Here is a 21,159-nt window from a genome sequence, read left to right as displayed (position 1 = left end):
GGGCCGGCCCGTGTCACGGGCCGGCCCTCGCCGGATGCCGGTGCGCGTCACGAACCGGTGCGCCTGCGGGCCGTGTCGCCGGCCAGCGTCCGGTCGTGCCGGTACGCCTCCTCCGCCCAGCCCGCCAGGTCGCGCAGCTCGGCCTTGAGCTCGTCCCAGGTCTTCATCAGGGAGCCCATGGTCCGGATCTCGAAGGGGACCATCATGGCGCCCTCCTCCTCGTGCGGGTCGATCTGGTTCATCCCGCCGAACACGCTCTGCTGGGGCACCTGGGGGACGCCCTTCAGCGTCGACTCGGCGAATTCGAGGAGGGTCACCGGGAGGCCGTCGATCTCCCGGGTGGCTTCGTCGCGGAACTCCAGGTTCGCGCTGCCGTCGCCGGGATCCTCCTGGAACTGTGCGAGCAGGTCGACGATCACCTCGCTGTCGTCCCGCAGGAAGTCCTGGAACCCGGGGTCGAGGAGCGCGCGGACGTCCGTGAGCCGGGACCGGGACAGCACGACCGTCAGGTTCTTGATCTGGCCCTGGTCCTGATCCTGCGCGAGGTAGTCGGCCATGGCCGCGACCTGGGTGAAGAACAGCTGGCTGTAGCCGTCCAGGGCGTCCGTCTCCAGCCGCTTGCGCTTGCGCGCCGACTCCCGGCCCTGTTCGTACCGGGCCACGACCTGGCCGGCGAACGTCCTCGCCTGCGAGAGCCGGAACCGGGCGCGGGGGAGCGGCGCCCCCTGGACGTGGGGAGCGGCACCCCGGAGGTGGTCGAAGAACATCGGCATCCCGGCCAGTGGCACACCGACCGAGTAGTGGACGAACAGCCCGTCGCCCATGCCCTGGGCGCCGGCGTAGTTCGGGAAGTCGAGATCCGGGGCGATCCGGGCGTCCTGCCCTGCGGGCAGGATCTCCAGCTCCAGGCCCAGGTCCGCCAAGGGGGTCTTCTCGGTCTCCCGGTAGAACGCCTCGCGCACCGTCCTGATCTCGTCGACCAGCCGATCGAGGGCCGCCGGCCCGGACTCGCTCCCCGTGCCGACCACCGGGACGGCCCCGGTCACGAACTCCACGTTCGAGTAGTCGGCCCCGTTGCGCAACGACCGCTTGTCGGAGACCAGCTTGAAGTCCCCCGCGGTGCTCTGGGCCAGGTCGGTGTCGCCCTCGTACGCCGCGCCGCCGGACGTCTCGACGGGCATGTCGATCTCCGTCTCGAACCCCAGCTTCCGTTGCACGGCGGGCCCGCCGTCCCCTGCGCCGCCGCCGCCCGGCTCCGCCCGCCGGACCGCATCCGGCCGACCGGCCGGCCGCGCCATCACGCGTCGCGCGTTGGCCTCGGCGTCGCGTTCGAAGGAGTCACCGGGATCGCTGACCCGCAGCCCGTCCCCCCGGTCGGTACCGGCGACGGCCCCCTTCCGCTGCTGGATCACATGCGTCAGCTCGTGCGCGAGGGTGTGCCGGTCGCCGCCCCCGTGCCCGATGACGACGTCCCTGCCGGACGTGTAGGCCCGCGCACCGATCTCGGCGGCGGACCGCTGGGCGGCCGCGCCGGTGTGCAGCCGCACATCGGAGAAGTCCGCCCCTAGCCGCCCCTCCATCTCCTCGCGCACCGGCCCTTGGAGCGGCCGCCCGGCCCCCCGCAGCACCTCGTGCACACCGGACCGCTGGACAGGGTCCGAATCGTGTTCCCCCCGCCCGCCCCGCGCGATCCGGGCCACGACCGCGTTGCCGACGCTCCGCTGCAGCTCACGAGCCTGCTCCGGGGACATCGCCTCCGCCACGGGCCCGCTCACCCGCGTCTCCCGGGCCTTGCGGTCACCTCCGCCGGCCCGCTCGCCGCCGCTCCCCCTGCGATCGTCCGCCCTCGCGCGCACTGGCCCTCCCGGTCGCCTACCGCTGCCTTGCCTCTTCTCCCTACACCGCCGGCACCCGCCGCTCCCATCCCCGAAAGTGCACCCCCGGGGCCACACCCCCTGCCCGACCCGGGCGATCCCGGGCCGCCCGACTGCCCGGCGCCCTCGCTGGCGAGGGGCGGATCGACGGGTACGGCGCCGTCGTCCACATCTGCCTCGCGGTGACCAGCGCTGACGATCGGTCGGAGGCCGCCCGGTAGCCGGATGCGCCCGGCGAGAGGCGTCGGCCGGCGTCCGCGGCCGACCACGGTGGACGGACTCGGCCAAGGCCGGTTCGGGCCAGCGCCGGCCCCTGGTCCGGCCACCGGCCGGCGGGCAGGCTCTTACTCGACGGCGGCGACGAGCAGCCGAGAGGAGCCGGGACAGCGTCACTGCGGGACGCGCCGGATCCGGACCACACCCGTGTCGTGCGTGTGTCCCGAAGGAGCCCCGCCGTGATCCGCTCCCGCAGCACGAAGGCCGTCGCGGTCACCGCCCCGCTTCCGCCCCGGGTGAGCACCGACGCCACGGGTCGGCAGTAGCGGCCCGCTTCGGGCCCCACCCGGACGTCACCGAACCGGGGCGTTCCCACTCTCCGCTCCGCACCGCACGCGTGTCCGGTCGGGCCTGCCCTTGCCCTGCCCGGCGCACGGTCGACGGCGATTCCCTCAGCACCTTCGAAACCTGTCGTGGCCCAACTCCCCGGCGACGGCACATCCGACCGAGCGAACGAAGCTTGCGAACGAAGGAAGCGTTTTCCCATGAAGAAGACTCTGCGCAAGGCCCTGCAACTCCTCGCGGTGAGCGCGGTCCTGGCAGGCGGGACCGTCGCCGCGACGAGCCCCGCGTACGCGGCCCTGCCCGACGTGTCCTGCGGCACGATCTCCTCCGCCGATACCGCCGCCGCCGCCCAGCTGAACCAGCAGCTCACCGGCACCCTGCGGAACGCGATGACCGCGTACCGGATGTCCTGTGCCCGGGCCATCGTCAACACCGTGCGGGCCATCGGCGTGCCGCAGCAGGCCGAGGTCATCGCGATCACCACGGCGATCGTGGAATCCACCCTGCGGAACAACCCGAACATGGAGGACCACGACAGCGTCGGTCTGTTCCAGCAGCGGGCGTCGTGGGGCAGCACCGCGCAGAGGCTCGATCCGGCGACGACCACCCGCAAGTTCATCAACGCGCTGCTCTCGACGTATCCGAACAACTCCTGGACGACCAAGCCGATCGGCGAGGTCTGCCAGGGCGTCCAGCGCTCGGCCTATCCCGACCGCTACCAGTACCAGGTGGCCGACGCGCAGCGGATCGTCGACGCCATCGGCCAGGCCCCCGCAACTCCGGTGGGGATGACGGGCTTTGCGTCGGCCGACTTCAACGGTGACGGGAAGGCGGACCTGGCCGCGGTGGAGGCGGCCACGGGGAAGATGTTCCTGTACCCGGGCACCGGGGTCGGCACCTTCGCTCAGCCGAGCCTGATCGGCACCGGGTGGGACTCGGTCGGCAACGTGACGCCGGGTGACTTCAACGGTGACGGGAAGGCGGACATCGCTGCGGTCGGCGCGGGGGACGGGAAGCTGTACGTCTACCCGGGCACCGGTACCGGCGCGTTCGGTACCCCGTGGTCGGCCGGCACCGGCTGGAACAGTCTGGACAACTTCTCCGCCGGTGACTTCAACGCCGACGGGAGGGCGGACATCGCGGCGGTCGGCACGGGTGACGGGAACCTGTACGTGTATCCGGGTACCGGGACCGGGTACTTCGCGGCTCCGATCAACGCCGGCAACGGCTGGAACAACCTGGACCGTTTCACCGGCGGTGACTTCAACGCCGACGGGAAGGCGGACATCGCGGCGGTCGGCATCGGTGACGGGAGCCTGTACGTCTTCCCGGGCACCGGAACCGGTTGGTTCGCCGCCCCGGTCAGCGCCGGTACCGGTTGGAACATCATCCGCGACCTGGTCGGCGGCGACTTCAACGCCGACGGAAGGACCGACATCGCCGCCGTCCAGGCCCCCCGAGGCGCCGCCGGCACCATGTACCTCTACCCCGGCAGCGGCCAGAACACCTTCGGCACTCGCAGCACCATCGGCACCGGCTGGTAGCCGGCCCGACCCGGTCCCGACAACGGCGTCGGCCCGGCCCGTGATCCGTTCCGGGCCCGGCCCGCGCCCAGCACAGCTCCCCGCTTCCAAGACCTCGGACCTGGAGTTTCCTCATGCCCGCCGCCATCCGCCTGCGCCGCGCCGTCTCCGCGATCGCCGTGGCGAGTGCCGCCGCCGTCGGTGTCTCCCCGCAGCCGGCCCACGCCGCCACGCCAGGCTTTCAGCTTCCCTTCGTCTGCGACCAGAGCTGGACCGGAAGCGTACGCAGCAACCACAATCCGCCGCTGTCCATCGACTGGACGCGTGGCGGCCCCGGCACCACGGTCAACCAGGCCGTGGTGGCGAGCGCGAGCGGCACGGTCAGCCTGGTCTCCAGCGCCGGCAACTACGGCAACCGCATCGTCATCGACCACGGCGGCGGTTGGCAGACCCTGTACGCGCACCTGGCCGGCTTCAACGTCGGCCAGGGCGCACAGGTGGAGGCCGGTGACAAGATCGGTTCGGTCGGCAGCACCGGAAACTCGACGGGGCCGCATCTGCACTACGAGCAGAGGCTCAACGGCACGGTGACCCAGTCCGTGCTCAACGGATCCGCGTTCGTCGACGGCACGACGCTCAGGAGCCGTAACTGCCCGACCACACCGCAGCCCCCCGCCGAGGACGTCGGCATGACGAGCTTCGCCTCGGCCGACTTCAACGGTGACGGGCGGACGGACCTGGCCGCGATGGAGGCCGCCACGGGGACGATGCTCCTGTACCCGGGCACGGGCGTCGGCACCTTCGGTCGGCCGGGTCTGATCGGCACCGGGTGGGACTCGGTCGGCAACGTGACGCCGGGTGACTTCAACGGTGACGGGAAGTCCGACCTGGCTGCGGTCGGCGCGGGGGACGGGAAGCTGTACGTCTACCCGGGCACCGGCACCGGAGCGTTCGGTACCCCGTGGTCGGCCGGCAACGGCTGGAACAGTCTGGACCACTTCGTCGGCGGTGACTTCAACGCCGACGGGAGGGCGGACATCGCGGCGGTCGGCAAGGCTGACGGGAACCTGTACGTGTATCCGGGTACCGGGACCGGGTACTTCGCGGCTCCGATCAACGCCGGCAACGGTTGGAACGACCTGGACCGCTTCACCGGTGGTGACTTCAACGCCGACGGGAGGGCGGACATCGCGGCGGTCGGCAAGGGCGACGGGAGGCTGTACGTCTTCCCGGGTACCGGAACCGGTTGGTTCGCGGCCCCGGTCAGCGCCGGCACGGGCTGGAACATCATGCGTGACCTGGTCGGCGGTGACTTCAACGCCGACGGCAGGTCGGACGTCGCCGCCGTCCAGGCGCCTCAGGGGTCCACCGGCGACATGTACCTCTACCCGGGCACCGGCCAGAACACCTTCGGCAATCGCAGCACCATCGGCACCGACTGGTAGCCGGCTCCCCGCACCAGTCTCCGACACCCACCCTTCAGCAGATCGAGGTAGTCAGCCATGCCCAGGACCAGCGTCTTCCGCCGCCCGTCAGTGCTCGCCCCGTTGCTCGCCGCCATGGCCGCCGCCGGCCTGAGCGCACCGCCCGCCCAGGCCGGCTCCTCCCTCGGAGGCCCCGTCAACCGGTCCGAAATCCTGTCGCGCGCCCAGTACTGGGACGCCCAGGACGTCCAGTACAACCAGGGTGCGACGTACGGGGACGGCGACGGACACTCGTACCGCACCGACTGCTCGGGGTTCATCGCGATGGCCTGGCACCTGTCGGCCACCGGCCTCGGCTCGGCGACCACCCAGACCCTCGACAGCCGGTCGCTGACCGCGCGCATCAACAAGAGCGACCTGCGCCCCGGCGACGCGCTGGACAACATCAGCGACCATGTCGTGCTCTTCGTGCGGTGGAACAACCAGGCGACCGGGGACTTCACCTACCTCCACCAGTCGAACTCGCGGACCGACATGACCTATGGGAGTGGGAACGTCTACAGCGGAAACATATCGAGCTACCCGGCGAGCAGCTACGTGGCCCTGCGGTACAACAAGGTCGTCGAGGACAACAGCACCCCTCCGCCGGCCACTCCGGTGGGGATGACGGGCTTCGCGCCGGCCGACTACAACGGTGACGGGCGGACCGACCTGGCCGCGGTGGACGCGGCGACGGGGAAGATGTTCCTGTACCCGGGCACCGGTGTCGGTACCTTCGGTGAGCGGAGCCTGATCGGTACCAGCTGGGACTCGCTGGCCAATATGACGCCGGGTGACTTCAACGGTGACGGGAAGGCGGACATCGCCGCCGTCGGCAAGGGCGACGGGAAGCTGTACGTCTACCCGGGCACCGGCAGCGGCGCGTTCGGCGCGTCCTGGTCGGCGGGCACGGGCTGGAACAGTCTGGACCACTTTGTCGGCGGTGACTTCAACGCCGACGGGAGGGCGGACATCGCGGCGGTCGGCAAGGCTGACGGGAACCTGTACGTCTATCCGGGTACCGGCACCGGGTACTTCGCGGCTCCGATCAACGCCGGCAACGGCTGGAACGACCTGGACCGCTTCACCGGTGGTGACTTCAACGCCGACGGGAGGGCGGACATCGCGGCGGTCGGCAAGGGCGACGGGAGGCTGTACGTCTTCCCGGGCACCGGAACCGGTTGGTTCGCCGCCCCGGTCAGCGCCGGCACGGGCTGGAACATCATGCGTGACCTGGTCGGCGGTGACTTCAACGCCGACGGCAGGTCGGACGTCGCCGCCGTCCAGGCGCCTCAGGGGTCCACCGGCGACATGTACCTCTACCCGGGCACCGGCCAGAACACCTTCGGCAACCGCAGCACCATCGGCACCGACTGGTAGATCCTGATGAGGCACCCGCCGAAACTGCGCGAACCCGCCGGGCCCCGGTCCCGGCGGGTTCCCGCGTCGGGGACGCGCCGCTTCGGCCCGCAGGGGAGGAGCACGAGGAAGGTCCAGCCGCCCTCGGTTGTACGTCGGGTGAGGGGCGGGCGGTGGCGGGTGATCGGTCAGGTGCGGCGGGTGGGGAGCCAGCCGCTCTGGACGGCGCGGACGCCGGCTTCGAAACGGCTGCGGGCGCCGAGGCGTTCCATGAGGTCGGTGGCGACGCGGCGTGCGGTGCGGGGGGAGACGCCCAGACGCTTGGCGATGGCGTCGTCGGTGTGTCCTTCGGCGAGGAGGCGGACGCAGGCCGCTTCCTGGGCGTTGAGCCCGCGCTCGTCGCGGCTGGCCTGCTCGCCGAGCGGCTGGGCGCCGGCCCAGACGTTCTCGAACAGCGCACACAGGGCGACGAGGGTGCCGTGGCCGGTCAGGACCACGGCGCCGGCGGCGGTGTCGTCACCACGCACGGGGATGACGGCGGTGGCGCGGTCGACCAGGATCATCCGGGTCGGCAGCGAGGGCGCGGTGCGTACCCGGCCGCCGCGTTCGGCGAGCCAGTTCACGTACTCCACCGTGTGCGGGCTGTTGCGCACGCTGTCCAGGTAGACGGTGCGCATCCGGATCCCACGGTCCAGCAGAGCCGCGTCCAGGGGCTTGGCAGCCTCGATGTTCTCCGGCTGCTGGCCCCCGTCCGGGGCGAAGGTCATCACCTCCTCGCGCACCTCACGGGTCAGGGTGGCGAGGCGGTCGCGGATCTGGTCGAGCCCCACCAGTTGCTCGACCCCGGGGTTGCCGGCGGCGGGGCGCAGTTGCGCGTACTCGGCGATGAGTTCGGCGGCGGCGGCGCGGGAGGCTTCGACGCGCATCTGCTGGGCGGCGAGTTCGGCCTGCTGGCGGGCCATCAGGATTTCCATGCCGATGTCGGGGGACACGGCGCGCAGTCGGCCGTGGCGTTCGGCGGAGGGGCGCAGCAGGGCGAGTTCGCTGAGCCGGTCGAGGGCGGTCCTGACGTGGTGTTCGTCCTGGCCGAGGCGGTGCGCGATGGCGGTGACGCCGTCGTCGGGGTGGGCGAGCATCACGCGGTAGACGGCCTCGGCGGCGGTGTCCAAACCCAGTGCGGTCAGCACGTGTCCCCCCAGGGATTCTTCGTACACGCGTTCAGCGAATCATGTCACAGCGTGCTCCTGGAATGGACGGGTCAGGGGGAAGGCTGGACGGTTCCGGCCGGGGCCCGAACCGTCCAGGTTTTTCCCCTGTATGGGAATTGCCCGATTCGGCACCCTCGTTCCATGTACCTGGTTCATGTCTCCCTGCAGGCCCCCGCAGGCCCCGCCGAGCTGCCCGACGACGCCCGTGAGCTGCTGCTGGCCGCCGCCGAGGAGGGGATCGAGCACGTCAGCGTCCACGCCGGTGCCGTGCCGCACCCCGTGCTGGGGGTGTTCGTGCTCGCCGACCGTCTGGAGGACGCCGAGCAGCGTGCCCAGGCGTTCTGCCGGCGGGCGGTGGCGGTGTCGCCGGGGCTCACCGGCTGGCGGGTGCAGTGTGGGCAGGTGCCCCTGGTCGCCGCCTTCCACGAGCGGCTGCCGGCCGATCCCGGCCCCGCTGGCCGGAACGGTCCAGGGACGATTCCGTCCACCTGAATGCCCTTCCACCTGCCCTGAGCTGCGGCGAAGCTAGTGACTGCCGCCAGGGAGCACCGCTTCCGGGCGGCGGGCCGGACGAAGCGTCACCGCGGGACGTGAGCCGGATCCACGCCGCCGCCGCCCCTTTTCTTCCGAAGGACACCGCCATGCTTCGTACCGCCCTCGCCAAGGCCGCCGCGGTCTCCGCCCTCGCCCTCGCCGCCGCCGCGGTGGCTTGCTCGCCGGCACTGGCCTCCGGCACCGACGGTGCCACGCCGATCGCTGTCACCGCCACCGCCACCCCGCAGCCCACCGCCACCCCGGCGGACAACATGATCTGGGGCTGACCGCCCGGCCGCCCGCGGCCCTGCACCGGGAACCTGCCGCCGCACGCGCGCTCCGTGATGCGGCGGTCCGACCGGGCAGCCTGCCTTCCGTCGGGCTCCGTGCCCCGCAGGCGAGGGCGCTGCCCGTGCGGGCGCCGGCTCTCGCCGAGGCCGCCCCGGGCGGCACCGCCCGCCACGCCGGGCTCCCGGGGCCGTCGCGTGCGACGACTTCGGCCGGGACGGCACGGCCTTCACCGGCATCCTCGGCCGGGGGCCGAGGGCGTCGGCCGGTCTGCGGTGGACGACCTCGGCCACCGACTCCCCGTCGGCGCTGAGGGCTATCGGCTCCGGTGAGGAGTATTCAGGGAACGGCCGCTCATGCCGTGCTCCGATTCCCGGGTCGCCGTGCGTGCACCGTGGGTGAACACCGCTGTCGCGGCCGTCAACGGGTGGTCAGGACTCGAGGTCGTAGGCCACGGTGACCGGGGCGTGGTCGGACCAGCGTTCGGCGTGGGTGTCGGCGCGTTCGACGCGGGCGTCGGTGGCCTTGGCGACCAGACCGGGGGTGGCGACCTGGAGGTCGATCCTCCAGCCGGTGTCGTTGTCGAAGGCGCGGCCGCGGTAGGACCACCAGGTGTACGGGCCGGTGCCGTCGGGGTGGAGGCGGCGGACGACGTCCACGTAGCCGGCCTCGTCGAAGACGCGGGAGAGCCAGGCGCGCTCCTCGGGGAGGAATCCGGCGGACTTCTGGTTGGCCTTCCAGTTCTTGAGGTCCTCGGGGCGGTGGGCGATGTTCCAGTCGCCGCAGACCACGACCTCCCGGCCGTCCGCGGCGGCCCGGGTGCGGAGGGCGCCGAGGTGGGTGAGGAATTCCGCCATGAAGCGTTCCTTCTCCTCCTGGCGTTCGGTACCCACTTCGCCGGAGGGGAGGTAGAGGCTGGCCACGGTCAGGCCGGGGAGGTCGATTTCGAGATATCTGCCCGAATTGTCGAATTCCTCGGAGCCGAAGCCGACCACCGTGCGGCTCGGCTCCCGGCGGGAGAGCACCGCGACGCCCGCCCGGCCCTTGGTGGCGGCCGGGGCCCAGGCCGCGTGCCACCCGTCCAGGTCGCGCAGCTCGACCGGCAGCTGCCCGGGCTCGGAGCGCACCTCCTGCAGGCAGATCACGTCCGCCTCGGTGGCGGCCAGCCACTCGATGAAGCCCTTCTTGGCCGCAGCCCGGATTCCGTTCACGTTCACACTCGTCACCACGATCACCCGAGCAGCCTACCGAGAGGCCCGGCGGGGGGTGTCATCCGACGCGTCCGCTTGCGGAGCTGTCGTGAACGCACCATGAAACTGTGCGGCAACCACGTCGAGCGCCGCCATTGGTCTTGACCATCTCCCGGCACAGCCCCTAGTGTCACTTACTGCAAGGACCTTTAATAAAGAAGGACGGAAAAAGCCCGCTCTCCCACCTGCCGCAACAGCGGACAGCGGGCCGGATCCGCCCTCTTTCCGCAGACTGAAGAGAACAGGGTGGAGGACGCGGTGGGGACGACAGGGCAGCTCACGGCCGTACCGGAACCGAAGTACTGGCACCTGCGCACGGTGCTGCTCCGCGCCATCGACACGGAGTTCTCCACCGGTCAGATCCTCCCCAACGAGCGCGAGCTCGCCGCCCGCTTCGGCGTCGCCCGGGCCACCCTGCGGCAGGCGCTCGACCAGCTGGAGCTGGAGGGCCGCCTGGTCCGCCGGCGCGGCATCGGCACCCTGATAGCCGCCCCCCGGGTCGGCGTGCCTGTCAACCGGCAGGAGGAGGGCTGGCCCGGCGCCCCCCGCAGCCAGGCGTGGCGCACCGTCGACTGCACCACCGCCCCGGCCGCCGGCCGGCTGGCCGTGGCGCTCGGTGTCCCGGAGGGCGCCACCGTCCACACCGTCCGCCGGGTCCGCCTCGTCCAGGGGCAGACCGTGGCGAGCGAGTCGCTGCACGTGCCCGCCGCCGCGCTGCCGCACCTGCCCGGCTTCCGGGCCGAGAGCGACCGTGCCCGCTCGGTGCTGCGCCAGCTGGAGCGGCTGGAGGTCGACGGCGAGTCCCGCTCGGTCGAGCTGGGTGTCGCCGAGGCCGGCGAGGCCGCGCTGCTGGAGCGCCCGCCCGGCTCCCCGGTCCTGGTGATGACCACCCAGTACGCGGCGGCCGGCCGCCTGGTCGCCCTCGCGGTCTCCACCTACCGGGCCGACACCTGCAAGCTCACCTTCGGCGAGACCGGACTCGTCGAGGTCACCCCGGTCGGCGCGACCCCGGTCGGTGCCGCCGCTTCCTGAACCATTCCCGGAAAACCCTCAGGCCCGGGCCCGGACGCTCCCACAGGCGTCCTGGCCCGGGCCGGTTTTGTGCCGCGGCGACCACCGCGGTCCGCCCCGGCCCGGCCGCCGCGCCGACCCCCGCCCCGCCGGTCGCGGAGTTGTCACGGGTTCCTGAACGGGAGGGAACCGTTCGGGGGCGCCCCTGGGCTTGTGGCACAAGGATCGGTAGGTTCCGAACGATCTCTGTGCAACCCGAGCGCTCCGTGAGACCCGAGCGTTCCGGGCAACCCAAGCGTCCGGCGATCCTGGGGTGGGGCCGTGAACTCGCACTGGTACGGAAAGATCGGCGACGGCCCGGCCGCGCGTCGTGTCGCACAACTGCTCATCCTGGCGCTGGTCGCCGTCGGTCTCGGCATCCCGCCGGCCGCCGCCTGGGCCGCGCCCAAGGACCGCGCGGTGGTCTCCGCACCGCTGCCGCCCGGCCGGGTGAGCGCGGATCCGCGCACCCCCGAGCCGCCGCCGACGCAGGTGCCGGCCGCCGACGACAGCCCGCTCGGGCAGGAGCGCGCCCGGATCGCCGCCGAGATCAAGGCGGCCGACGCGCCCCGCAAGCCCGCCCCCGGGCCGGCCGCGGCGCCGGACGCCGAGGAGCACCGCAGGAAGCTCGACGAGCTGGCGGCCCGGCAGGCGCTGCCCGAGTACCGCATCCCGCAGCCCGAGGTGGACGACACCGGCAAGCGGCGCCGCTCGCCCGCCGGCCCGGCCCCGCTGACCCTGGAGCAACTGGCCGCGCCGAAGGCGGAGGCGGCCCCGCAGGCGCCGGCGCAGACCACCGCCCAGTCCTACGGAGCCACCTACCAGGTCGGTCAGCTCCAACTGGCCCCCCGCTACGACGCCATCGGGTACCTGCAGCTCACCGTCGCCAACACCTCGAACTTCACCTGGACCCCCGCCGGCCAGCACCTCGGCCTGCACCTGTACCGGTCCGACCAGACCCTGGTGAACTACACCGCCTCGTTCACCGCCCTGCCGTTCGACGTCGCCCCGGGCCAGTCCGTCACGCTCAGCGCCGTCATCCCCTTCCTCGGGGCCGGGAACTTCCTACTGGTCTACGACATGGCGGACCGGACCAACGGCGCCGGCTTCTTCTCGTCCCACGGAGTGCCGGCCTCCCAGGCCGCCGCGCTGACCGTGCCGCACTACGCGCCCACCGCGAGCGACGGCTGGCCCGCGGTCGGTGCGACCGTCTCCACCCGCACCCCGACGGTCTCCGCCTTCGTCGGTGACGACGGCACGACGCAGACCTCGGCCGAGTTCCAGATCTGCCCGACCGGCGACCCGGCGGTGGGCGGCTGCTGGGGCTCCGGCATGGTCAACGTCGCCGCACACCCCGGCGCCTTCGGGACGATCGCGAGCTTCACGCCGCCGGCCGACGCGCTGCGCTGGAACACCGCCTACTACTGGCGGGTCCGCGTCCAGGACGCCGGCTACACCTCGCCGTTCAGCGAGATGAGCATGTTCGCGGTGGTCGTCCCGCCGCCGAACGACGCCGCCCACCTGGGCCTCGACCCGGGCGCCCTGGACGACACCGGCGTCAACCTCTACCTCGGCAACTACACCCGCCAGGAAACCGACTTCGACCTCCCGCAGCCGGGCATCGGACTCCAGGTCAAGCGGACGTACAACAGCGCCGGCTCCACCAACGGCTCGTTCGGGATCGGCTGGACGTCGATCTGGGACATGGGCCTCACCGACGCGGGGAACGGCATCTCCACCCTCGCCCTGGAGGACGGCCGGAAGGTCAACTTCGGCCGGAACCCCGGGGGCGCCCTCGTCCCGGAGTTCGGCGGCAGCGGGTTCGGCGAGTGGGTGGACGCCGGCCACCTGCGGATGAGCGGCATGGACTACTACCTGGGGGACAGGGTCCGCCAGATCACCCGCCAGCAGGGGGCCGGAAACCTGCGGCTGGACCGCGACTACGTGGGCTCGCAGCTCTCTACCTCGCAGCTCAACCTGGCGTCGTCCGACCGCCGGCTCTTCCTCAACTGGGACAACCGGGGCCACGTCACCTCGGTCTCCACCAGCTCCCGGCACTTCGAGACCGGCGCCGTCACCTGGTACTACACCTACACCGGCGACTACCTGACCAAGGTCTGCGACCCGGGCGGCAACTGCACCGCGTACACCTACGAGACGTCCCGGTCCGGCGGCCCCAACCGGCTGGTCAAGGTCCAGAAGGCCCGCGCGGAGAACGTCACCACGGTCGCCTACGACGGCAACCTGGTCCAGCACGTGGGCAGGGCCGACAACGCCGCCACCGGCGTGGACAACGGCTGGACGTACGACCGCACCACCGACACCAGCGGTCCGACCCCCAACCTGGTCGTCCACCGCACCGACCCGCGTGGCATCCACACCTACTACCAGTACAACCAGGAAGGCCAGTTGGCCTACCGCTGGTACGGCACGCCGACGCCGCCACCCGGCCGGACCCGGATGTTCGGGTACGACGCCTTCGGGCACCTCACGTCCGCCGTCGACGAGAACGGCAACGTCGTCCGGTACGGCTGGAACTTCGGCACCAACCAGCTGACCACCACCACCCGGTACCGGACCGCGCTGGAGCCGCTGACCGAGCGGACCACCTACTACGGCAACGGCGACTGGGCCGGTGACCCGCGCAACGGCGTGCCGCTGGAGGTCACCGACGCCAACGGCCACACCACCACCCTGACCTACAACACGGCCGGCAGCCGGCGCACCGAGACCGGACCGGCCGGCGGGGTGACCACCACCACCTGGGCCTGCCAGGAGGTGCTCAGCCCGCCCAACGTCAACTCCACCCCGCAGTACAACGGTTCGACCTGCAACGTCCCCGTCTCGGTGACCGACCCGGCGGGCCGGGCCACCACCTACGGCTACACCCACCGCGGCGACCAGTCCCAGGTCACCACCCCCGCCGGGCAGATCCTCAACACCTTCTTCGACGACCTCGGCCGGGTGGTCCGGCGCACCGTCGCCGACGCCGCCCACCCCGACGGCGTGGCCACCGCCTACACCTACGACAAGGCCGGCCGCCTGGCCACCGAGACCGGCGCCGCCGTGACGAACCCGGTCACCGGCGTCACCCACCAGGCCCGCACGACCTACGCCTACGACCCGGACAACAACCTGGCGAGCCGCACCGTCACCGACCTCACCGCGCAGGCCCAGGGCGGCGACGCGCCGCGCACCACCACCTACGGCTACGACGCGCAGGACCGGCTCACCACCGTCACCCAGGACGGCGTCACCACCAAGCGCGTGACGTACGACCAGCTCGGCAACGTCACCGACACCTGGAGCCCGAACGGCGCGCACTACGTCTACGGCTACGACACCAACGGCCGACTCACCGCCGTCGACCTGAAGAACTTCGTCGACGACCCCGCCGCCAACTCGCCGCCCCGCAGCGTCCGGCTGCAGACCTTCGCCTACGACGCCGGCGGCCGTCTCGCCGCAGCCACCGACGCCATGCAGCACCTGGTCACGTACACCTACACGGCCGACGACCTGGTGCTCACCGAGACCTACTCCCTGGTGAACCAGGCGGGCACGAGCACCCGCGAGATCACCCTCCACACCTTCACGTACGACAAGGCCGGCAACGTCGTCAAGGACGTCCGAGGCAGCGGTCCGACCGCCCGCACCACGACCTACGCCTACGACGCCGCCAACCGCCTCACCACCACCACCGCCGACCCGGGCGGCCTCGGCCGGACAGCCACCAGCGCCTACGACACGGCCGGGCTGGTCACCGCGACCACGATCAGCGACGGCACCCGCACCGAGACCCGCGAGAACGTCTGGGACCAGACCACCGGCCAGCTCGTCCGCACGCTCGTCCGGCCCGACGCCGGCACCGCCCTGGTGACCGGCTTCCGCCGGGACACCCAGGGCCGGGTCCTCGCCACCACCGACCCGCGCGGCATGCCGCAGCCCGGCGCCCCCGGCCAGGCCGACCCGGCGTACACCACCACGCACGGCTACGACCTGCTCGGCCGGCTCTCCGCCACGAGCACCCCCGCGACCCCGGTCGAGGACGGCACCCCCGGCGCCGCCCCCGCCGCCCAGCAGGCCACCGGCACCCGCGGCTACAACACCTTCGGCGAACTGACCGACGTCCGGGACGCCATCGGCCTGGTCACCCGCTACCTCTACGACAAGCAGGGCCACCGGACCGAGGCCAGGCTGCCGGCCTACACCCCGCCGGGCGCCGGCACCGCGCTGAACCCGGTGCGGAAGTGGACGTACGACGCGGACGGCAACACCACCTCGGCCACCGACGCGCTCGGCCGCACCACCACCTTCACCTACGACCTGCGGGACCGGCTCGTCCGCACCACCCTCCCGCCGGCCGCCCCGGGAGCCACTCCGGGCGTCACCGTCGTCGCCCGTGACGACAACGGCAACGTCCTGTCGGTCATCGACCCGTCCGGCGCCCAGTCCCTCGCCGTCTACGACGGCATGGACCGACGGCTCTCCGCCACCTCGGTGGTCCGCAACGGCACCGCCACCCCGGACCGGTACACCACCACCTACACCTACGACGACTTCGGCGACGTGCTCTCCGAGACCCTCGGCGACACCTCCACCGGCTACACCTACGACAAGCTCGGCGAGCTGACCTCCAGCACCCCGGCGGGCCGCGGCACCACCCGCTACGCCTACGACCTGGCGGGCCGCGTCTCGACCGTCACCGACCCGCTCGGCCGCACCTCCACCACCACGTACGACCTGGCCGGCCGGGCCACCGCCACGTCGTCCGCCGACCAGGCGGGCACCGTGCTCACCCGGACCGGCTACGGCTACGACGCGGCCGGGAACGTCGTCACCCTCACCGACCCCGGCGGCCAGGTCTGGCGCACCGCGTACGACGCCCGCAACCAGGCCACCTCCTTCACGGACCCGCAGGTCCGCCCCGGCGACGCCGCGTCCGCCCCGGTCACCGGCCTCGGCCACGACCTGCTCGGCCGGCTCACCCGGATCACCGACGCCAACGGCAACGCGACCCACCAGCGGTACAACACCCTCGGCCTGGCCGAGGCGCAGTCCCTGCCGGCCGTGCCCGCCGACCAGTCCGCCGCGGACCGGACCACGACCAGCGCCTACGACGCGGCCGGACAGCCCGTCACCGTCACCGAACCCGGCGGCGTCCGCAGGGCGTTCACGTACGACGGACTCGGCCGGACGGTCGCCGAGAACGGCACCGGCGGCGACGCCGACGCCTCCCGCGCGTTCGGCTACGACCTCGCCGGCCGCATCACCTCCGCCTCCGCGCCCGGCGGCACCCAGACGTTCGCCTGGGACGACCGCGGGCTGCTGAAGGGCAGCCAGGGCCCGCTCGGCACCAGCGCCTACACCTACGACACCGCGGCCCGTCCGCTCACCGAGACCGCCCCCGGCGGCGCCCGCGTCACCTACACGTGGAGCGGCAACGACGACCTCGGCACCGTCACCGACAGCCTCTCCGGCCTCACCCGCACCCTGACCCACGACCTGGCCGGCCAGGTCACCACCGAACAGCGCCGCTCGGGCCAGACCCCCGGCCCCACCCGCACCCTCGGCCACGACGGGCTCGGCCGGATCACCACCGACACCGTCACCGACCCGACCGGCCACGTCTCCACCCAGCTCACCTACAGCTGGGACCCGTCGGGCCGCATGCTCACCAGCGGTTCCACCGGCACCGCCGACCCGCACGGCGAGCAGTACGGCTACGACCCGGCGGGCCGCCTCACCCGGACGCACAACACCACCGCCGCCACCGGCACCGACTACACCTGGGACGCCGTCGGCAACCGCACCTCCGTCGTCGACTGGACCGGCACGCCCGCGCAGCACACCACCACCGGGACCACCACGGCCGCCTACGACCCGCGCAACCGCCTGACCGGCACCACCGCGCCCGACGGCTCCACCACCGCCTACACGTTCACCCCGCGCGGCACCCTCGCCACCGCCACGACGAAGAACGCGTCCGGCGCCGTCACCGGCTCCTCCACCAACCGCTACGACGCGCTCGGCCGGCTGACCGGCGTCGACGGCCGCTCCTACGCCTACGACGCCCTCGACCGGCTCACGGCCGCGACCGCCGGTGGCGCCGCTGCCGCCGCGTTCACCTACCCCGGCCTCGCCAAGGAGCCCGACTCCGACGGCAGTTACGCCTATGCCCGGACCCTCGACGGCACCCCGCTCGCGGCCGCCCCCGCGGGCGGCGGCGCCGCCCGCACCCTGCTCACCAACGCCCACCACGACGTCCTCGGCACCACCGACACCGGCAGCGGCGCGCTCGCGGCCGGCCGCTCCTACAGCGCCTTCGGCAAGCGCACCGCCACGACCGGCAGCGCACCCGACCTCGGGTACCAGGGCGGTTGGACGGATCCCGCCACCGGCCGGGTCCACGCCCAGGCCCGCTGGTACGACCCGGGCACCGGTACCTTCACCTCCGCCGACGACCGCGTGCCCGGTCTCGGCTCCGCCGCCGCCACCAACCGCTACGCGTACGGCAACGCCGACCCGGTCGGCAACTGGGACCCGAGCGGCCACTTCAGCATCGGCGGGTTCAACATCAGTGCGGGCGCGATCACGTCCGGCCTCCGGGCCCTCGCCGGCGCGGGAGCGGCCGTCGTGGAGACGGCGCTCAGCGCGGGCGCCGTCGCCGCCGAGACGGTCGCCGTCGCGGGCGGCGAGATCATCGCCGCCGGGGCCACGGTCGCCGAGGCGGCCGGCGCTGCCGCCCTCTGCAGCGTCGGCTGCGTTGTCGCGCTCGTCGTCGGCACCATCGTCGTGGTGGCCGTCGCCGGCTACCTCATCTACGAGCTGGTCAACGCCGACGGCAGCCTGACCCCGGTCTCCAACGGCACCGGCGCGAGCCCGCAGGCCGCGACCGACCCGGGCACCAGCGGCGTGCCGAAGGCGGTCGGGGTCACCGGCACCGGTACCGGCAAGGGCACCGGAACGGGTAAGGGCACCGGCACGGCCAAGGGCACCGGCACAGGCACCGGAACGCAGCCGCCCAAGCCCCGGCCCACACCGCCCCCGCCCCCGTACCTCACCGGCACCACCCGGGCCGTCACCCAGGACGTCCGCACCGAGGTCAGCCACTGGTGGGACGACACCTACCTCTACACCCGCACCGACACCTGGATCACCGACACCACCTTCATCACCTCCCACTACTCCGACGGCTCCTGGACCAAGAGCGGGCCGCAGGTCAGCATCCGGCACCTCTGGGAGACGCTCAGCCGGCTGCTGATCGACTTCTCCGACCCCGTCCAGCTCCCCACCCCGCTCGACAGCGGCAGCCCCGACCCGCACATCGACAACCCCGCCGATCCCGGCGCGGGCTGCGGCACCGGAGGGACCCTCGACGCCTGCGCCGACTCCCAGGCCGCCGGCCGTCTCCCGCTCGGCGCCCTCGACGGGACGCCGCGCACCGACGACGCGGGCAGGGGCGGCAAGAAGCCGCCGACGGTCGACGCCCCGTCCTGCGACGGGTACCCGGAGGGGGAACCGGGTGACAAGGACGATCTGCCCGATGTCGCCCGCCTCCCCGATCTCTCCGGGAAGACCCTGGCCGAGGCCGACGTCCTCGCGGTCGCCGGCGGGTTCACCTACCGCTCGACCTCGCCTGGCGGATACGTCACCTACGACGGCAGCAACGGAAGTAAGCTGACCATTCGGCTGAGCGACGGGCGGGTGACGCGGACAACGGTCGTCGACCGCGGGCCCCGCATGAAGAACCGTCCGCAGCGCTGGGATCAGAACGGGGACAAGACCCAGCTGCACGATCACGGAGAGAACATTGCCTGCGAGTAGTGACTTTGCGGTCTATTGCGGGAGGGTCTCGGAGATCCTCCGTTCCCTGGACGGGCACTTCATCGAAAGGTTCCTCGTCGACAGCTCACGGGAGGGAGGCGGCGTGGACGTCTTCCTCCGGTACGGCCCCGAACGCCCCGACGCCATCGTGTCGATGACGGGCATCGTGTACGTCTCGGCCGGGAACTTCCTCGACCTCGCCGGCGCCTTCGTCGACGAGATCACCCTGACCCACATCCCCTCGGACCAGCCGGAGTGGCCCGAGGGGCTGCCACCGCTCGGCCCCCGCTCCCCGGCGGGTCCCGGGGAGACGGCGTGGCTGTCCCTCGTGGGGCCGATGTACATCCAGGTGGTGGCGCGGACCGTCTCGGTCGCCCTGTCCCAGGTGCCCGAGAACTGAGTTCCGTGACCGGCGGCTCGACGAGCGGGGTTCGGAGCTCGCGATGATCAGCCCGGAGCACGGCACCTGGGCGGAGACCGTCGTGAGTGTTCCGCCCGAGGCGGGCCCGCTACCCGTGGCGTTCGTCCGCCGGGCGCTCGACGAGGCGCAGCGGCGGCTGGAGGTCTGAATCCGGGAACCCCCGAGGTGCGAACGGATCGGCGTCGGCGGGACTCACCCCGCCGACGCCGTCGCCGTTCACACGCGGGCGGGGGCCGCCGGGTCCGTGGCCGGCGGGTTGACGGCGAAGAGCTGTTCCTCGACCTGGTCGAGGGCCACCCGGAGGGCGCCCATGGCGACGACCTCGGAGCCGAGGGCGGCGAGGGCGACCTCGGGCGCGCGCAGCGTGAACTGGGCGAGGCGCTGGCGCAGCGGGTCGAGGACGCCGTCGAGGCCGGCCGCCCAGCCCCCGACCACCACCAGCTGGGGGTCGATGGCGAGGACGAGGGCGGCGACGCTCTGGACGAGCCGGGTGAGGAACCGGTCCATGGCGACCTGCGCGACCTCGTCGCCCTCGCGGGCGAGCTTGAGGACCCGGGCGACGGCCGCCTCGTCGAGCGGGTTGAGCGGCTTGCCGGTGGTGGAGAGGAGGCGCTCGGGAGTGACCTCCTGGCCCAGCAGGTGCAGGGCGCCGATCTCGCCGGCCGCGCCTCCGAAGCCGCGGTGCAGCCGGCCGTTGATGAGGGAGCCGGCGCCGGGGCTGAGGCCGGCCATCACGAAGACCATGTCGTCGGCGCCGACCGCGGCGCCCTGCCAGTGCTCGGCGATGGCGGCGAGGTTGGCGTCGTTCTCGATGAGGACCGGGCAGCGGAACGAGCGCCGGAGGCGGGCGCCGAGGTCGAGGCCGGTCCAGCCGGGCATGGCGGTGCCGAGCTGTACGGTGCCGTCGCGGTCGACGATGCCGGGGGTGCCGACACCGACCGCCCACAGGTTGTCCCGGGAGACACCGGCCTTGCGCAGCACCTCGGCGACCACCGACCGCACGGCGGTGAGCCGCTCCTCCGCGTCGAGGGTCTCCTCGACCGGCCGGAAGTGGCTGCCGACCACCTCGCCGGTGAGGTCGGCGAGGATGATCCGGATGTCGTGGACGCCGATCTCGATGCCGAGGATGTGCCCGGCCTCGGCGCGGAACCTGAACCAGCGGGCGGGCCGCCCGCGCCTGCCGCCGCCGGGCTGGCTGCCGTTCTGCGGCTGCTCGACCTCGGCGACCAGGCCGGTCTCCACCAGTCCCTCGATCACGCCCTCGACCGTCGGCCGGGAGAGTCCGGTGTCGCCGACCAGCTGAGTGAGGGTCACAGCGTGGCCGGCGCGTAGCGCCCGGAGGGTCACCGCGGCGTTGATCCGCCGCAGTAGTGAGGAGTCGCCACCGGTGAGTCGATCCGCCAAGACGCTGCCCTTCGCCGTTCGCGCGACTGCCCTGGCGCGCGTACCGAGTACGCGGGCACCACCGACCGGCCCGCGCGAGTCCGCCGCCCGGCAGGCCGGCAGGGCAGCGCTGAGCCGCCTGCACCGGGCCGGATGGCATGTGCCGGATGCTACCCGTGCCCGGCCCCGGGGAGCGAGCATCTTCGCAGCTCACCCAGGCTTCGGTATCGAAATGGTACGCATCGGGTGGCGGTGCGTGATCCGGGTTGCGCCGGGCACCTCTCGGGGCACGCGGCCGGTCGCGTGCCGGCCGGCACCGCGTCGGTGGCGGCGCGCGGCCCGGGTGGGCCCGCCCCCCCCCGCCGGGGGGGCCCCCCCCGCCCCCCCCCGCGCCGGGCGCGCCCCCCGGGGGCGCTATAAC

13 protein-coding genes are annotated in these 21,159 nt (G+C 72.8%); 9 read left to right on the top strand and 4 right to left on the bottom strand.

Annotated features, from left to right (window positions below):
* Positions 1–47: 47 nt before the first annotated feature.
* Positions 48–1,775 (bottom strand): DUF4157 domain-containing protein, encoded by a 1,728-nt coding sequence (locus ACFWIC_RS01860; RefSeq protein WP_380514933.1) that lies wholly within the window; start codon positions 1,773–1,775, stop codon positions 48–50.
* Between the two features lie 860 nt (positions 1,776–2,635).
* Between ACFWIC_RS01860 and ACFWIC_RS01855 the strand changes: the two genes are divergently transcribed.
* From ACFWIC_RS01855 to ACFWIC_RS01845, 3 genes are all read left to right on the top strand, one after another.
* Complete coding sequence (locus ACFWIC_RS01855) at positions 2,636–3,979, top strand: FG-GAP repeat domain-containing protein (RefSeq protein WP_380514930.1); 1,344 nt, start codon at positions 2,636–2,638, stop codon at positions 3,977–3,979.
* Positions 3,980–4,092: 113 nt separating this feature from the next.
* Positions 4,093–5,403 carry an FG-GAP-like repeat-containing protein gene (locus ACFWIC_RS01850; RefSeq protein WP_380514927.1) on the top strand — a complete coding sequence of 437 codons (1,311 nt, stop codon included), beginning with the start codon at positions 4,093–4,095 and terminating at the stop codon, positions 5,401–5,403.
* Between the two features lie 57 nt (positions 5,404–5,460).
* Positions 5,461–6,801, top strand: coding sequence for an FG-GAP repeat domain-containing protein (locus tag ACFWIC_RS01845; RefSeq protein ID WP_380514924.1), 1,341 nt, complete (start codon positions 5,461–5,463; stop codon positions 6,799–6,801).
* Positions 6,802–6,968: 167 nt separating this feature from the next.
* On the opposite strand, the gene ACFWIC_RS01840 is transcribed toward ACFWIC_RS01845, so the two are convergent.
* On the bottom strand, positions 6,969–7,967 hold the full coding sequence (locus ACFWIC_RS01840; RefSeq protein WP_380515011.1) for a helix-turn-helix domain-containing protein: 999 nt from the start codon (positions 7,965–7,967) through the stop codon (positions 6,969–6,971).
* A 162-nt stretch (positions 7,968–8,129) separates the two neighbouring features.
* Between ACFWIC_RS01840 and ACFWIC_RS01835 the strand changes: the two genes are divergently transcribed.
* Together ACFWIC_RS01835 and ACFWIC_RS01830 are read left to right on the top strand one after the other, a co-directional pair.
* Positions 8,130–8,480: a hypothetical protein gene (locus ACFWIC_RS01835; RefSeq protein ID WP_329884123.1), complete on the top strand. Its 351-nt coding sequence runs from the start codon at positions 8,130–8,132 to the stop codon at positions 8,478–8,480.
* Between the two features lie 149 nt (positions 8,481–8,629).
* Positions 8,630–8,809, top strand: coding sequence for a hypothetical protein (locus tag ACFWIC_RS01830; protein ID WP_380514920.1), 180 nt, complete (start codon positions 8,630–8,632; stop codon positions 8,807–8,809).
* 432 nt (positions 8,810–9,241) lie between these two features.
* Here ACFWIC_RS01830 and ACFWIC_RS01825 read toward each other — a convergent pair whose 3' ends face one another.
* The gene (locus ACFWIC_RS01825) at positions 9,242–10,036 is read right to left on the bottom strand and encodes an exodeoxyribonuclease III (protein ID WP_380357144.1); all 795 of its coding nucleotides are present in this window, start codon (positions 10,034–10,036) and stop codon (positions 9,242–9,244) included.
* A 282-nt stretch (positions 10,037–10,318) separates the two neighbouring features.
* Here ACFWIC_RS01825 and ACFWIC_RS01820 point away from each other — a divergent pair, with 282 nt between their 5' ends.
* The 4 genes from ACFWIC_RS01820 (at position 10,319) to ACFWIC_RS01805 (ending at position 19,503) form a co-directional block, all read left to right on the top strand.
* Complete coding sequence (locus tag ACFWIC_RS01820) at positions 10,319–11,092, top strand: GntR family transcriptional regulator (protein WP_329884152.1); 774 nt, start codon at positions 10,319–10,321, stop codon at positions 11,090–11,092.
* A gap of 300 nt (positions 11,093–11,392) precedes the next feature.
* Positions 11,393–18,934, top strand: a complete 7,542-nt coding sequence (locus ACFWIC_RS01815; protein ID WP_380514917.1) for an RHS repeat-associated core domain-containing protein — start codon at positions 11,393–11,395, stop codon at positions 18,932–18,934.
* Between the two features lie 103 nt (positions 18,935–19,037).
* Positions 19,038–19,334 carry a hypothetical protein gene (locus tag ACFWIC_RS01810; RefSeq protein ID WP_329952891.1) on the top strand — a complete coding sequence of 99 codons (297 nt, stop codon included), beginning with the start codon at positions 19,038–19,040 and terminating at the stop codon, positions 19,332–19,334.
* A 43-nt stretch (positions 19,335–19,377) separates the two neighbouring features.
* Positions 19,378–19,503, top strand: a complete 126-nt coding sequence (locus ACFWIC_RS01805) for a hypothetical protein (RefSeq protein ID WP_329952892.1) — start codon at positions 19,378–19,380, stop codon at positions 19,501–19,503.
* 68 nt (positions 19,504–19,571) lie between these two features.
* Here ACFWIC_RS01805 and ACFWIC_RS01800 read toward each other — a convergent pair whose 3' ends face one another.
* Complete coding sequence (locus ACFWIC_RS01800) at positions 19,572–20,759, bottom strand: ROK family protein (protein ID WP_329884113.1); 1,188 nt, start codon at positions 20,757–20,759, stop codon at positions 19,572–19,574.
* Positions 20,760–21,159: the final 400 nt, after the last annotated feature.

It is taken from the genome of Kitasatospora sp. NPDC127035, from assembly GCF_042726075.1.
GTDB lineage: Bacteria > Actinomycetota > Actinomycetes > Streptomycetales > Streptomycetaceae > Kitasatospora.
This window is presented reverse-complemented; position numbering and strand designations above follow the sequence as displayed.

Coding starts and splice junctions, on each gene's coding strand:
- ACFWIC_RS01830 (WP_380514920.1), top strand. CDS start 8,630: ATGCTTCGTACCGCCCTCGCCAAGGCCGCCGCGGTCTCCGCCCTCGCC.
- ACFWIC_RS01845 (WP_380514924.1), top strand. CDS start 5,461: ATGCCCAGGACCAGCGTCTTCCGCCGCCCGTCAGTGCTCGCCCCGTTG.
- ACFWIC_RS01850 (WP_380514927.1), top strand. CDS start 4,093: ATGCCCGCCGCCATCCGCCTGCGCCGCGCCGTCTCCGCGATCGCCGTG.
- ACFWIC_RS01835 (WP_329884123.1), top strand. CDS start 8,130: ATGTACCTGGTTCATGTCTCCCTGCAGGCCCCCGCAGGCCCCGCCGAG.
- ACFWIC_RS01855 (WP_380514930.1), top strand. CDS start 2,636: ATGAAGAAGACTCTGCGCAAGGCCCTGCAACTCCTCGCGGTGAGCGCG.
- ACFWIC_RS01805 (WP_329952892.1), top strand. CDS start 19,378: ATGATCAGCCCGGAGCACGGCACCTGGGCGGAGACCGTCGTGAGTGTT.